Genomic DNA, 13,186 nt, shown 5'->3' with positions numbered 1-13,186 from the left:
GAAGTAGGATTGCTAACGACCAAATTTACTGTTTCATTCTCAAAGTGAGATTCGATACATACTCCTTGAAATGATTCGATAACTCTTGTCTCACCCTGTTTTGAAACGGGGCAATCAGATGCATCTGAACTGTTTGTATCGGCACTTGCCACCGAAACAGCCGCCGAGGACAAGACGATGAGAACGACAAAGACGAGTGATACTGTTCTGCTCACACAACCGTTTTCTACCCTACTAATATTTAAATATAATGTATTACATTATACAATGTAATTTACACTCGGAGCCTTCTTTCTCTTTTCCGTGCTGATTTCGGAGTCTCTCTTTGATTTCTGCTGTACTTACTAAACCGGAATACGACTTGTCGACAATTTTCGTTCCAGTGGTTTCGTTTTTCAGCGTTTCTCCGACAACGTACTGCTGAGTCACATCGACGTCTGCAGTCACGTAGGTGTCGAGGACGGTATCCTCTGCAATCGACAGTGGTAGTTTTACCCCCCGTCTGTTTTTGCATATCCCATTTGAGGTTTGGCCCATACCTCCCGATTCGCCAGTTGTCCGCCGATATGAGCGATTCGACGTCCATTCTATCCGTCGTGGTCATTCGTTCTTGCCACGCGTACTCTGCATCACTGACCTTTCCACGGGTTTTTACCTCGTACGTGTGAACGACATCCGTGTACTCCTCTTGATACTCGTACAGATACTGGGTTTTGTATTCAGCATCGCTGACCTTCACCTGCTTCTGGTCGCCGGTAGGCCAGTGATCCCATCCGAGTCTTTGAGGTGCCCAATACGTTTTCGTTCGAGTAACCGTGTAGGTGTACTCCTCTGTCGTTGTGTATGTTCTTTCGACAGTCGTCGTGTACGTGTAGGTTTTCGGGACTTCGAAACAGATTCCTTCGAATCCACATTTCATGACGTACTTCGTGTCCGTTTTGGTTACTTCGACTTCTTTCGTCTTCGTAACGGTTCTCGTTCCCGTTTTTTCGACATCATATGCGTATGCGTACTGCTTTTGCGTTTGATACCGTGCTGGCTCTGTTTCAATGCGACGGGTCTCGTCAAGGAACGTTCCGTCGCCTGTTTTCGAATCTCGCCACTCCTGTTCAGTTCTCGTCCGCGTTCGTTTCTGGCTTTCACGGCCACCAGACCACCAGTCAGAGTGGGTTTGAAGGGAGGCAGAGTGTAGGGGCTTTGATGGGAACGTTTTTGATTTAATTTCGTACTGCGCATCCTGAACCTTGACACGCTCTTCGAGCGTATATTCGAAACCATCGCGCTCTGTGTCTACAACGGAGTATCCATTCGCGAGATATTGGTCGCGCTCGTCTGCTGACGTAGCACGCGCCCAATTGTATGTCGGTCGTTCTACTTTGTACTTCGTATCTTTGATAGAGATATTCGTCCAAATTGTTCCGTACTGTCTGTATACCTCTAAATCAGGGATGGGTGTTTCTTCGTATGTCGCCGCCTTCTTCTTGTTGTACACTCGTATTTTTGGATTTTCTGTCGTGCTTGCCAATGCAGACGCTTCGATTTCGATGATACCGGTGTATCTTTTCGGGTCATCCATCTGTGGCGTATGACCCGGTTTCGACACTATTTTTTCCTCCCATTCAACGACGTTTCCGCTGACTCCTATCGGAGTAATACCTAATTCAAATTGGTTGTGATAGGTGTTCTTGGTGAATCTGTATGGTTTCGTGGCAACACGAAGACGTACTGTGTCGTTTGGCTTGTATGGACCTTCCGAAAGAACCTCTACATTATTGACTTCCGGTGAAAATTCTTGCAGATAGTTGAATTCTTTTGTCGTGCTCAGTTCGTATTTGTCCTCTATTTTCAACCTCCCAAACTTGACAGAGCGAAACTTGCCAGTTTTATTATCTGGGGAAATTGGCATTGCTCCTCCTTGCCAGATATATTTGAGTTTTGTTCCGTCTGGATCAAATGAATCGCCTGCGTCTACAACGATTCCCCAATCAGGTCCCTTGTAACCGCTTGTTCCGTCGTTTATTACATCTACTCGGAGTTCCGGAGGACTAGGCTTTATTTGCAATGTAGAATCCACAACACTGGCATAGTTATTTAATTCTATAAGTCTGGTGATATTATATATGCCTGGCGACTGACCAACCCAGTACGAATTTAGTACTATTTGATTATTCAGTATCTGTTTATTTGAGGATACTCTTTCAATACCATCTCTCATTCCCACAGAAGCTACTTCCACATCATCCGGATCAACCCCATTCAAATCGACTTTCACCACGTGGTGTGCAGTGTATCGCTCGGGGTCAATTCGCTCGTGATAGGAGTCCACCGGGCCGTTGACGAACCCTGATTCGATGATTTTCGGTTCCTTTGTCGGTGTGATCTCTCGTTCTAACACACTTGTCTGTCCACGAGCATCGACTGCAGTGACGGTTAGCGTGTACGTGTCACCGGAGTCGAAATCGGAGTAGTCGAACGACGACACCTGTCGGCGTTGCATCACTCCGGGCGTTCCATCCATCTGTAAGCGACCGATAGCGGTTCCGTCCAGTCGAACCGTTATCGAGCGTAGATTCTCGTATTCATCAGTTGCGACCGCACTACCGGAAATCGCCGTGTAGCTATCGAAGGACGACAGTTCGACCGTCGGTTGCGGATCGGCGACGATAGTGGTTGACCCGTCCGAAAACCGAGCCACGTTACGCGAACCATCGGCATACGTAACGATGGCGTAGAGTGTGTGGTCGCCGGGTTTCCAGTTCGTTGCTACCGTTCGTCCGCTTCCAAGGGTACTTGCATCTCCGACCCATCTGATAGCGTCTATTTGGCTCGAACTCGCGGTTGACTGCAAACTGTAGGTTCCGCGAAGCGGTGTCGAACCGGTGACGAGGTCATCTCCGACAATCGTCGGCGTGTACTGGTCTGCAAGTGTGTTTTCCGAGGGTGCAGTCCGAGCAGGCTGAACTGCAATTTCGAACGTATCGGACGCGATTTGCCCATCCGCATCGCTCACCGTCGCGGTGATCGTTCGTGACCCGGCGTTCGCGAACGTCTGGGAAATCGTATCGGATGAGTCGATGTTCGATAGCGACCGTGTTTCGACCGTCTCGCCGTCGACCGACCATACGATTCTGTTCAGCGGTGCGGCACCGGTCTGAATGTCTGCGGAGTACACGGCCTGCTCGCCGACACGAGGGTGCTGTGGCCCGGAGACGCTGATTTCCGGTTCCTCACCCGGTGATACGGAAACGTATAGTGTGTCCCGACTGCTTGCTCCGTCTTCGTCTGTTGCGATTAAAGAAACCGTGTAGGTTCCGACCGAGTTTGGTCGGAATCGCGTTCGTGGGCAGGTTTCACAGTCGGGTGTTCTCGTCATTCCGTCGGGCGTCGTTATCGACCATTCGTATCGGTCGATTTCCCCGTCGGGGTCGTAGGAGCCCTGCGCGTTGAGAAGAACTGTTGCACCTCGTGTGACGCTCTGGTCGAGTCCAGCGTCTGCAAGTGGCGATTCGTTCGCCGTCGTTGTCGGCGAAACGAGTGATGTAGTGAGGAGGAATATGAGTACTCCTGAAACGGCTCGATTCATGGGTTTGGCAGGTCTTATTTCCTTTTACTTTAAAAAGTTACTTGATAAGTTAGCTAAAAAAGAGGCATACTGATTTAATCTATCATTCAATGTAGAAATACGAGTGTAGAAGCAAATCGTAAGTTCTGAGATAACTGACTATACAAAAACGGGAACAGCTCTACAGAATTATTAATAATAAAAATAACTTATCTATTATTTATTTTCGAGATACAGTATGCACGTTAGTAGTCATCTATTCTCGACTCAAACTCCGAAACCAGTAGCGAGACGCCATCTATCACAATAGTTCCTTGCTAATCTATGGCAAAGGCTTTACCACCTTGCCGCGCAACTGTTATTCACTAGGCCAGGGAGGCCAGGAGCTACACTTATGACGGATGACGAACTAATCTGGCGAATCGCAGGGGGTTCCGGGGACGGAATCGACTCGACGAGTCAGAACTTCGCAAAAGCCCTGATGCGGTCGGGGCTGGACGTATTCACGCATCGACACTATCCGTCGCGCATTCGCGGTGGCCACACGTACGTGGAGATTCGCGCGTCGGATGAGGAAGTAAAATCGCGAGGAGACAACTACAACTTCCTCCTCGCACTGGGTGACAGTTTCGCTCGAAACCCGCAGGAAGAAGCCTACTACGGCGACGAGGAGATCAAGCCCCTGACGGAGAACTTAGACGAACTCCGTGAAGGCGGTGTCATCATCTACGACTCCGGGCTGCTTGACACCGACGACGTTCCGAACTTCGACCAGCGAGTCGAGGAGAACGACTGGCACGTCTTCGACTTAGACCTTCGCGGTCTGGCCAAGGAGTACGGCCGTGAAATCATGCGAAACACGGCTGGTATCGGCGCGACCTGCGCCATCATCGGCCTCGAACTCGACGTGGTTGAGGAACTGATGACCGACGCGATGCCGGAGAAAATCCTCGAACCCAACCTCGAAATCCTCCGCGAATCCTACGAGGATGTTTCGGAGAACTACGACACCGACGTCGGCGTGACGGTTCCCGAGAGCGAACACGAAGAAGAACCCGTGCTCATTTCCGGCAGTCACGGTATCGCATACGGTGCGATGGACGAAGGATGCCGCTTCATCGCTGGATACCCGATGACGCCGTGGACAGACGTGTTCACAATCATGACCCAACATCTCCCCGACCTCGGCGGAATTTCCGAGCAGGTCGAGGACGAAATCGCCGCTGCCGCGCTCGCAATCGGTGCGAGTCACGCAGGTGCAAAGGCGATGAGTGGGTCGTCCGGTGGCGGATTCGCGCTGATGTCCGAACCGCTCGGACTGGCGGAAATCACCGAAACGCCGCTCGTGCTCGTCGAATCCATGCGCGCAGGGCCTTCGACGGGTATGCCGACGAAGCCGGAACAAGGCGATTTGGAACACGTCCTGTACACGAGTCAGGGCGACTCGAACCGCGTCGTCTTCGCGCCGGGTGACGCGCGCGAATCGTACATCCAGACGCGAAAGGCGTTCGAACTCGCTTACAACTACCAGATTCCGGCAATCGTCCTCTACGACCAGAAGCTCTCCGGTGGACACCAGACGGTTCCGGAATCGGTCTTCGACGAGGAGCCGAACCCGGACATCGGCAAGGTCGTCACCGAGGAAGAAATCGAGGAAGGAGAACGTCTCGCCGGTCGCTTCAAGCGCTACCGCTACGACGGCGAAGACGGCGTCAGCCCACGCTCCTTGCCTGGACAGAAGGGCGGCAACTACCTCGCCTCCGGTAACGAGCACAACGAAGCCGGACACATCAGCGAGGACGCGGACAACCGCGTCACGCAGATGGATCGCCGGATGTCCAAACTCGACGCCATCCGCGACGACCTCGACGAGATGGACGAGTCCCACCAGACGGTGTACGGCGACGAGGATGCCGACTACGCCATCCTCAACTTCGGAAGCACGAAAGGTGCTGTCGAGGAAGCCGTGGACGTGCTGAACGACGATGGCCACTCGGTCAAGGCCATGAACGTCAGCGACATGCTCCCGTTCCCGAAGGACGAAGTCAATTCGTTCCTCGAAGACGTGGACGAGGCGCTTGTCGTCGAGATGAACGCCACGGCGCAGTTCCGTCGCCACATCCAAGGCGAAACCGGTCGCCACGGCGACATACTGTACAGCCTGCTGAAATACGACGGCAACCCGTTCGAGCCAGCCGACATCGTAGACGGCTTCGAGTCGCAACTCGACGGCAGTGCCGAACCAGCACACAACACGCGGATTGAATCCGCACGGGGTGACTGAAATGAGTGTATTCAACGCAATCGACGAAGAACGAGACATCGACGTGAACGAGTTCACGCCCAGCCTCGAACCACAGGCGACGTGGTGTCCGGGCTGTGGTGACTTCGGCGTCCTCAAGGCGCTGAAACAGGCCATGCCTGAAGTCGGTCGAACGCCGGACGAGACGCTTCTCGTCACCGGTATCGGCTGTTCCGGGAAGCTGTCCAGCTACTTCCAGAGCTACGGCTTCCACTCGATTCACGGGCGTTCCCTGCCGGTCGCACGCGCGGCCAAACTCGCCAACCCAGACCTCGAAGTCATCGCCGCAGGCGGTGACGGTGACGGGTACGGCATCGGTGGCAACCACTTCATGCACACCGCCCGTGAGAATCACGACATGACCTACATCGTCTTCGACAACGAAATCTTCGGCTTGACGAAGGGCCAAACCTCGCCCACATCGCCGAAGGGGCATAAATCGAAGACGCAACCGCACGGCAGTGCGAAAAGTCCGATTCGACCGCTGTCGCTCGCGCTCACTTCGGGTGCAAGCTACGTCGCCCGAACCGCGGCGGTCAACCCGAATCAGGCGAAAGAAATCCTCGCGGAAGCGATGGAACACGATGGCTTCGCACACGTTGACTTCCTGACGCAGTGCCCAACGTGGAACAAGGACGCAAAGCAGTACGTCCCATACATCGACGTACAGGACAGCGACGACTACGACTTCGACGTTCACGACCGACGTGAGGCCGCCGAAGCGATGCAGGAAGCCGAGGAATCGCTCTACGATGGGCAGGTGCTCACCGGTCGATTCTACATCGACGAAGACCGACCGTCCTACCAGCAAGAAAAGCAGGCGACCGGCGACATGCCGGATACGCCGCTCGCGGAGCGGTACTTCGACGACGATTACGAGTGGGAACGAAGCTACGACCTGCTCGACCGTCACAAGTAATCTCGTTTCACCGCTTCCGACGATTCGACTAACCTTTTCACGGCTGACAATGTGTTTTCCACTTCGCAAGGTATTTTTTCCTGTGAGTGAAACATCCCGATAACATGAGTACTGAATCGACAGAAGACCGAATCCTTCAGGTGTTAGAGAGCGATGCACAGGCGTCGTACTCCGAAATCGCGAACCGCGCGGGGGTTTCGAAACCGACGGTTCGGAAGTACATCGAAAAGTTAGAGGACGAAGGCGTCATCGTCGGCTACTCGGCGGAAATCGACCCGAAAAAGCTTTCGAGCCAGAGTATCGCACTCGTCGGAATCGACGTGGAAAGCGAACGCTACGTAGAGGCGACACGGTTGCTCAAGGAATTATCCGACATCGAAACGCTGTACACGTGCAGCGGCGACCACATGCTGATGGCGGAAGTTCGCGCACCGAACGGGGATGCGGTGGGCGATGTCATCAGCGATGAAATCCTCTCCATCGACGGCGTTTCCGCGGCGCATCCATCGTTCCTCCAAGAACGTCTCAAATAAGTCGATTCACGAAATTCGTATCGAGTCCATGCCGCGTTCTATTTCGTCGTCAGTATCGATCTCAGTCAGTGCAGACGGTGGCTCGGGTCGTTCGGCTTTTTCCTCGGTCGAACCGAGTTGCAGATGCCACCAGCCAACGTCGTGCCACGCGCCGTGTTTGTATCCGACGGCTTCGTAGGTGCCGACTGGTTCGAACCCGAGTGATTCGTGGAGAGTAACACTAGCTGGATTCGGAAGCGCGATTCCGGCGTAGGCGTTGTAAAACCCTTGTTCTCGAAGGAGTGCGAACAGCGATTCATACAGTCCACGCCCGATGCCGCAACGACGGTGGGAATCGTGAACGTACACCGACACGTCCACCGACCATTGATAGGCCTCACGTGTACGATGAGTAGTTGCGTAGGCATAGCCACAAATCTCGCCTTCGTGTTCGCAAACCAACCACGGATAGTTCGGGAGCGTTTTTCGAATCCGACTTGCCATCTCCTTTTCGTCCGGTGGGTTCGTCTCGAACGAGATGATAGTATCGCGGACGATGGGTGCGTAGATAGCCGTGATTTGTCGGGCGTCGTCCACCTCTGCGAGGCGAATGGTCGGCATCGTCTTGAGATACGTGATTCGTTGTGATAAACTGCCACAGACACAACACCGAATGAATATCGAATCGACGAACTCGACCCTATTTTTCGCCCGGCCGAGCAAATCAAGACGTTCGCAGCCACATATCCCACAATGGCAACGTACCAGCGTGAGGTGTGGGTTGACGCGCCGTTCGATGACGTGTGGAACTTTTACTCCACCACTGACGGACTGGAGGCGCTCACTCCCGAGTGGATGAACCTCCGCGTCGAGGGCGTGAAAGGACCGGACGGTGACCCGAACCCGGACGTGTTGGAGACGGGAACGCAGATTCGGTTGTCGCTCCAGCCGTTCGGCGTCGGCCCGCGCCAGCGATGGATTTCGACGATTGTGCGACGGGAGGAAGGAGACGGGTCTGCCATGTTCGAGGACGAGATGAGCAACGGGCCGTTTCCGGAATGGACGCACATTCATCAGTTCTATGCGGGAGACGGGCGGACGCTCGTGCGTGACAAAGTGAAATACCGGTTCCCGGCGCTCGGCGAAACGGGGAGTCCACTCGCCAAAGTTGGGTTCGAACCCATGTTTCGGTACCGCCACGAGAAGACGAAGAAACTGCTGGAGTGACGAGATTTATACCGAATAGTGTGCTATCAGATAGCGTATGACAAATGTAGTCATCATCGGCGGCGGCCCCGCCGGACTGAGTGCCGCACTGTTCACCGCAAAAAACGGCCTCGACACGGTCGTCTTCGATACGGACGAAACTGCGATGCACGCCGCCCACCTGTGGAACTATCTGGGTATCAAAAGCATCGGCGGCAGTGAATACATGGAAATCGCACGCGAGCAGGTGGACGAACAGGGTGCGGAACGAAAGCAAGGTGAGGAGGTGACCAGCGTAGAGAAGTCGGATGACGGCTTCACGATTACGGCGGAGTCCGACGAATCCGACGATGCGAAGGAATACGACGCGAAATACGTGGTGTTCACGACAGGCCGCGCTCGGGACATGGCCGAGAAATTGGGCTGTGAACTGAACGACGACGGCACGGTCGCAATCGACATGGACAACGCGACGACGGTGGAAAACGCCTACGCCGCCGGATGGACAGCGCGCGCTGATAAAATCCAAGCGGCCATCTCCGTCGGTGGAGGAGCGGCTGCCGGACTAGATATTTTGAGCGCGGAAAAGGGGCGCGCGTTCCACGACTTCGATACGCCGGAGGACGCGTAGGGACGCGTTATCTATTCGTCGAACTCGCCGTAGTCGCCGCCGAACTTCATGAAGAAGTAGGCCAGTCCGAGGGTGAACACCATCGCGCCGGTCGATGCGACGCCGAGCGTTTTCGCGCTCTCGGGAATTGCAGGCCCGGCCGGTTCGCCCCCGCCTTCACTGCCGCCGACTGTGATGGTGCCGGTCATGCCGGACGTCGCGTGCGGAACACATTCGTACTCGTAGGAGCCTTCGGTGTCGAAGGTGTGACTGTACGTGTGCCCCGTGTCGAACGTTTCGCTCTCGCTACCGCTTCCTTCCCAGCCAGCCCCGTCGGGTTGGCTCGTCGGAATCACGTTGTGTGTATTGGATTCCCACACCCACTCGACGGTGGTGCCGGGTTGAATCTGTAGTTCAGCCGGTTCGAAGACGAGTTCGCCGCCGGGGCCGACGACAACCGTCTCCGTTCCGCCGCCACCGCCGCCGCCGCTGGTGGTCGTTCCTTCGCTGCCGGAGGTGCCGTTGCCACCACTGGTCGTGGTTCCCTCTCCGCTGGTGGTCGTTCCGGTGGTCGTGCCGTCGCTGGTGGTCGTCGTACCATCCTGCGCGGCGGCCGTTCCGGCCGCGCCGACAGCCGCGACGCCCGCAGAACCGAGGAGAAATCCGCGTCGGGTGACTGACTCGTCCGCTTCCCCATCTGTCATGCGCGAGGGTTGGAACCGGTGGGTACTGAATACTTTGGTTTGGAACCACCACCTTTTCCTGCGGTCGGGAGTCGAATCCGGCGTCACGATGACGCCGGATTCGACCTTCCTCCCTGGCAAAATCTGGACCAAAACCTCGGAACTCCTTTCAGTCCGCGCCGAGTCCGCTCATTCGTCGCTATCGCTCCTCATTCGCGGTGGGTGAGCTGGCTGCTGGCGGTCGTGTAGAATGCTGATTTCGGGCGGTTGTGTCCATTCTGGCTACTGCGGTTTCGTCGCCTGCTGTTTGTTGCGGTTGAGTCACCGGCCTAGCGCTCGGACCGACTCGCTTTGCTCGTCGCTTCGTCGCTAAAAGCGCCAATCGAACCTACAGCGAATAATCGTGCTCGCCGGTTTCGGTTTCGAGAAACGCGGTGAGCAGGTCGATGGTTGCCGAAACGTCGTCGCCGTGGGCGCTTTCGGTTACGGTGTGCAGATAGCGCGTCGGGATAGAAACCGCGCCGACCGGCTTTGCACCGTGTGTGTTCTGGAATCCGGCGGTGTCGGTGCCGCCGGATGGAAGCACTTCCAGTTGGTGGTCGATGTCGCGTTCCTCGGCCAGTTCGCGCATTCGTCGGTGGACTTTGGGCGAGGTGACGACGCTCCCGTCTTTGAGTTTGATGGCGGTTCCCCCGCCGAGACAGGTGACGTAGTCCTTTTCGTACTTGACCTCGGGAATGTCGTTCGCGACCGTCACGTCGAGTGCGACGGCGAGGTCTGGGTCAACGTCCACACCGAGGGCTTCCGCTCCCCGAAGGCCGACTTCCTCCTGTACCGTGGCACAGAAATGAATCGTCACGCTCGGATTCTCGATTCGCTTTGCGGCTTCGACCATCGCAAAGAGACAGACGCGGTCGTCCAGCGCCTTCCCAGAGACGTGGTCACCGACTCGCGTCGTCGTCTGTTCCATCGTGACGATGTCGCCGACGGAGACGCGAGACTCGGCTTCTTCGGCGGGAAGCCCGAGGTCGATGTACACGTCAGAAACGTCCTGTTCGTCCTCGTCGTCCAGCAGGTGCGGCGGCGTCGAGCCGATGACGCCGGTCAAATCTTCGTCTTCTGCGTGAACCGTAACGCGCTGTGCGCGGAGGATTCGGGAGTCCCACCCACCCAGTGAATCTATCGAGAGAAATCCATCCTCGTTTACGTGCGTGACCATGAACCCGATTTCGTCCATGTGGGCCGGAACGGCGACTTCGTAGTCGCTTTCGCCCTCTATCGTCCCGACGACGTTACCCATCGCGTCGGTGCGGATTTCGTCTACTTCCTCTGCCAGTTCCCGGCGGACGATGTTCCGGATTCGGTCTTCGTATCCCGGTGCGCCACTCGTTTCGGTCAGTTCCCGCAGCAGTTCGAAATCGAAATCAAACGCCATGATTGACCTGCGGCGTATCGTAGTATAAAACTCGCTGAACCGGTGAACTGACCAACCGACGAACTGGTAAACCGGTAAACTGACGAAACAGCAAATCGGGAATCGAGACACAGATACTCCGACGCACCGCAATAAACACACAACTTGTTTATCGTGGTTCCGGAACGTTTTTGCCAATTACACACACAGGCATTGACATGGCTGACGAAGCAGAATTTAGACAGCAGTTTCACGACGCATTCGAAGGCGCAGATTATCCAGTGAGCAGTCCGATGGACCTCGTTCCGGCGCTCCCGAACGGCCCGGGAACGCGCTTCGAATCCGGCGACACGAGCTTCACCGCGATGGAACTAGCGACGAAAATGAACGACACGCAGGACTTCCCGTACGACGACGTTAACGCCCTCGTCGATGACCTCATCGAAGGGCTGAAACAGAAGGACATGCTGTAAAACTACTCTTCGTCCGATTTTTCTTCCGGAAACGCAACGAGCAGTACCTCCCACACGTCGTGCTGTTCGTTGAATTTGCTGTCGAGCACGCGGTCGTTTTTACCGATTGGTATCGGCTGTTGTGGCCGTGATAGTTCGAGCCACGTCAGCGTCGGCTCCGTAATTTCCATCTCGGCAATATCCGCGATTTCCTCTGTTTCGGCTCCGTACTCCCCCGTCTGTGTTTCGTGGCGTTCCATCGTTTCCCCGTGCGGGGTACCACAGGCCGACACATAACTGTGCTGGCGACCCTGTGGAGTATCCACGTTTCTCCTATTTCACTTATCGTTCGACTTGCGGGTTTTCTGGAACCGCGGCGCGTTGGCGCTCGTGTCGTGGATGTTCGCCAGCGTACACGTGGTCGAAGATGGCGTCGGTGTCGTAGCCCTCGTGCGCTTCGGCGGCCTTGACGGCCTCGGCGACGTGTTCTTTCGCTTCCTTACGGAGTTCTTCTTCGTCTTCTTCTGTCCAGTCGTGTTCGGATTCGAGATACTCTCGGGTTCGGTCGAGCGGGTCTTTTTTTGCCCACGCCTCGACTTCCGTTTCGTCTCGATATTTCGTGGGGTCGTCGGTCGTGGTGTGGGCACCCTGCCGGTACGTGACCGCTTCGATGAGTATCGGTTCGCCGCCGTCCGCTCGTTCGAGCGCGTCGGTCACCGCGCGGTACACCGCGAACACGTCGTTGCCGTCCACGCGGACGCCCTCGAACCCGTAGGCTTGTGCCTTCTGCGCGATGGTCGCGCTCGCGGTTTGGCGCTCCCGTGGCACCGAAATCGCCCACTGATTATTCTGACAGAAGAATACGGTCGGCGTCTCGAAGACGCCCGCGAAGTTCATCGCTTCGTGGAAATCCCCTTCGCTGGTGGCCCCGTCGCCGAAACTCGCTAGTACGGCGCAGTCGTCGTCCTTGTAGTTCGACGCCATGCCGACACCCACTGCGTGAGGCAGTTGCGTGGCGATTGGAATCGTCGGCGGGAAGGTTCGAAGTCCCTCGGCATCTTCGCGGTCGACGTAGTTCCCCGCACCCGAGAGATGCAGGAGGATGTCCCGCATCGCGTGCCCGCGGGTGAGATATATCGCGTGGTCACGATACGTCGGGAAACAGTAATCGTCGGGAGAGAGGGCGTAGGCCGCACCGACCTGTGCCGCCTCCTGTCCTTGCAGAGGTGCATACGTCCCGATGCGCCCCTGTCGGTGGAGTGAGACGGCTTTCTGGTCGAACGTGCGTGCGAGTACCTGCAGTCGGTACATGTTCTCTACGTCAGATGCCGAGAGGTTCACGTCCTCTTCGACAGTGCCATCGAGTCCAACCACGCGCGTCATATCTGGTGCTTGTGAAGCCATATTTGTGTAACTCCGAACGTCTATCGGCGAGACAACGTCTTTCATTATAAAACATCGCTACAGGATGAATATCCGAAACAATCGGTAGGTGACTTAAATACTTTGATTATAAATCGCCGAGA

At 55.7% G+C, this 13,186-nt stretch carries 14 protein-coding genes and 1 pseudogene; 8 read left to right on the top strand and 7 right to left on the bottom strand.

Translation table 11 applies throughout. The features are described from left to right. Nucleotides 1–274: 274 nt before the first annotated feature. Nucleotides 275–2,518 carry a hypothetical protein gene (locus tag BW974_RS05015; protein WP_245800029.1) on the bottom strand — a complete coding sequence of 748 codons (2,244 nt, stop codon included), beginning with the start codon at nt 2,516–2,518 and terminating at the stop codon, nt 275–277. A gap of 499 nt (nt 2,519–3,017) precedes the next feature. Between BW974_RS05015 and BW974_RS26385 the strand changes: the two genes are divergently transcribed. Both BW974_RS26385 and BW974_RS26380 read left to right on the top strand, forming a co-directional pair. After that, a complete protein-coding gene (locus BW974_RS26385) occupies nt 3,018–3,155 on the top strand; it encodes a hypothetical protein (RefSeq protein WP_245800027.1) in 138 nt (45 codons plus the stop codon). Further along, nucleotides 3,156–3,308, top strand: a complete 153-nt coding sequence (locus BW974_RS26380) for a hypothetical protein (RefSeq protein WP_245800025.1) — start codon at nt 3,156–3,158, stop codon at nt 3,306–3,308. Here BW974_RS26380 and BW974_RS26375 read toward each other — a convergent pair. Next, nucleotides 3,299–3,583, bottom strand: a pseudogene (locus BW974_RS26375) (PKD domain-containing protein); the annotation flags it as partial. The gene BW974_RS26380 and the pseudogene BW974_RS26375 overlap by 10 nt on opposite strands. Nucleotides 3,584–3,956: 373 nt before the next feature. Here BW974_RS26375 and BW974_RS05010 point away from each other — a divergent pair. From BW974_RS05010 to lrpA1, 3 genes are all read left to right on the top strand, one after another. After that, nucleotides 3,957–5,846 (top strand): 2-oxoacid:acceptor oxidoreductase subunit alpha, encoded by a 1,890-nt coding sequence (locus BW974_RS05010; RefSeq protein ID WP_076428572.1) that lies wholly within the window; start codon nt 3,957–3,959, stop codon nt 5,844–5,846. 1 nt (nt 5,847) lies between these two features. Beyond that, nucleotides 5,848–6,783: a thiamine pyrophosphate-dependent enzyme gene (locus tag BW974_RS05005; protein ID WP_076428570.1), complete on the top strand. Its 936-nt coding sequence runs from the start codon at nt 5,848–5,850 to the stop codon at nt 6,781–6,783. 104 nt (nt 6,784–6,887) lie between these two features. Further along, nucleotides 6,888–7,316 (top strand): HTH-type transcriptional regulator LrpA1, encoded by a 429-nt coding sequence (lrpA1, locus tag BW974_RS05000; protein ID WP_076428568.1) that lies wholly within the window; start codon nt 6,888–6,890, stop codon nt 7,314–7,316. Between the two features lie 6 nt (nt 7,317–7,322). Here lrpA1 and BW974_RS04995 read toward each other — a convergent pair whose 3' ends face one another. Next, entirely contained in the window at nt 7,323–7,916 is a 594-nt protein-coding gene (locus tag BW974_RS04995) for an arsinothricin resistance N-acetyltransferase ArsN1 family B (RefSeq protein WP_076428565.1), read from the bottom strand. A gap of 132 nt (nt 7,917–8,048) precedes the next feature. On the opposite strand from BW974_RS04995, the gene BW974_RS04990 reads away from it, so the two are divergent. After that, nucleotides 8,049–8,522, top strand: coding sequence for an SRPBCC family protein (locus BW974_RS04990; RefSeq protein ID WP_076428563.1), 474 nt, complete (start codon nt 8,049–8,051; stop codon nt 8,520–8,522). 37 nt (nt 8,523–8,559) lie between these two features. After that, nucleotides 8,560–9,132 carry an NAD(P)/FAD-dependent oxidoreductase gene (locus BW974_RS04985; protein ID WP_076428560.1) on the top strand — a complete coding sequence of 191 codons (573 nt, stop codon included), beginning with the start codon at nt 8,560–8,562 and terminating at the stop codon, nt 9,130–9,132. Between the two features lie 11 nt (nt 9,133–9,143). Here BW974_RS04985 and BW974_RS04980 read toward each other — a convergent pair whose 3' ends face one another. Next, entirely contained in the window at nt 9,144–9,815 is a 672-nt protein-coding gene (locus BW974_RS04980; RefSeq protein WP_076428558.1) for a plastocyanin/azurin family copper-binding protein, read from the bottom strand. Nucleotides 9,816–10,182: 367 nt separating this feature from the next. Next, complete coding sequence (locus BW974_RS04970) at nt 10,183–11,229, bottom strand: M42 family metallopeptidase (RefSeq protein WP_076428553.1); 1,047 nt, start codon at nt 11,227–11,229, stop codon at nt 10,183–10,185. Nucleotides 11,230–11,426: 197 nt separating this feature from the next. On the opposite strand from BW974_RS04970, the gene BW974_RS04965 reads away from it, so the two are divergent. Next, nucleotides 11,427–11,681 carry an MTH865 family protein gene (locus tag BW974_RS04965; RefSeq protein WP_076428550.1) on the top strand — a complete coding sequence of 85 codons (255 nt, stop codon included), beginning with the start codon at nt 11,427–11,429 and terminating at the stop codon, nt 11,679–11,681. Nucleotides 11,682–11,683: 2 nt separating this feature from the next. Here BW974_RS04965 and BW974_RS04960 read toward each other — a convergent pair whose 3' ends face one another. Both BW974_RS04960 and pdhA read right to left on the bottom strand, forming a co-directional pair. Continuing rightward, nucleotides 11,684–11,920 carry a hypothetical protein gene (locus tag BW974_RS04960; RefSeq protein ID WP_076428548.1) on the bottom strand — a complete coding sequence of 79 codons (237 nt, stop codon included), beginning with the start codon at nt 11,918–11,920 and terminating at the stop codon, nt 11,684–11,686. Between the two features lie 82 nt (nt 11,921–12,002). Next, nucleotides 12,003–13,043 (bottom strand): pyruvate dehydrogenase (acetyl-transferring) E1 component subunit alpha, encoded by a 1,041-nt coding sequence (gene pdhA / locus BW974_RS04955; protein ID WP_084186249.1) that lies wholly within the window; start codon nt 13,041–13,043, stop codon nt 12,003–12,005. Nucleotides 13,044–13,186: the final 143 nt, after the last annotated feature.

The sequence above is a fragment of the Haladaptatus litoreus genome, assembly GCF_900156425.1.
GTDB classification, from domain to species: domain Archaea; phylum Halobacteriota; class Halobacteria; order Halobacteriales; family Haladaptataceae; genus Haladaptatus; species Haladaptatus litoreus.
The sequence above is the reverse complement of the archived record's forward strand: the minus strand, read 5'-3'. Positions and strand labels throughout refer to the sequence as shown.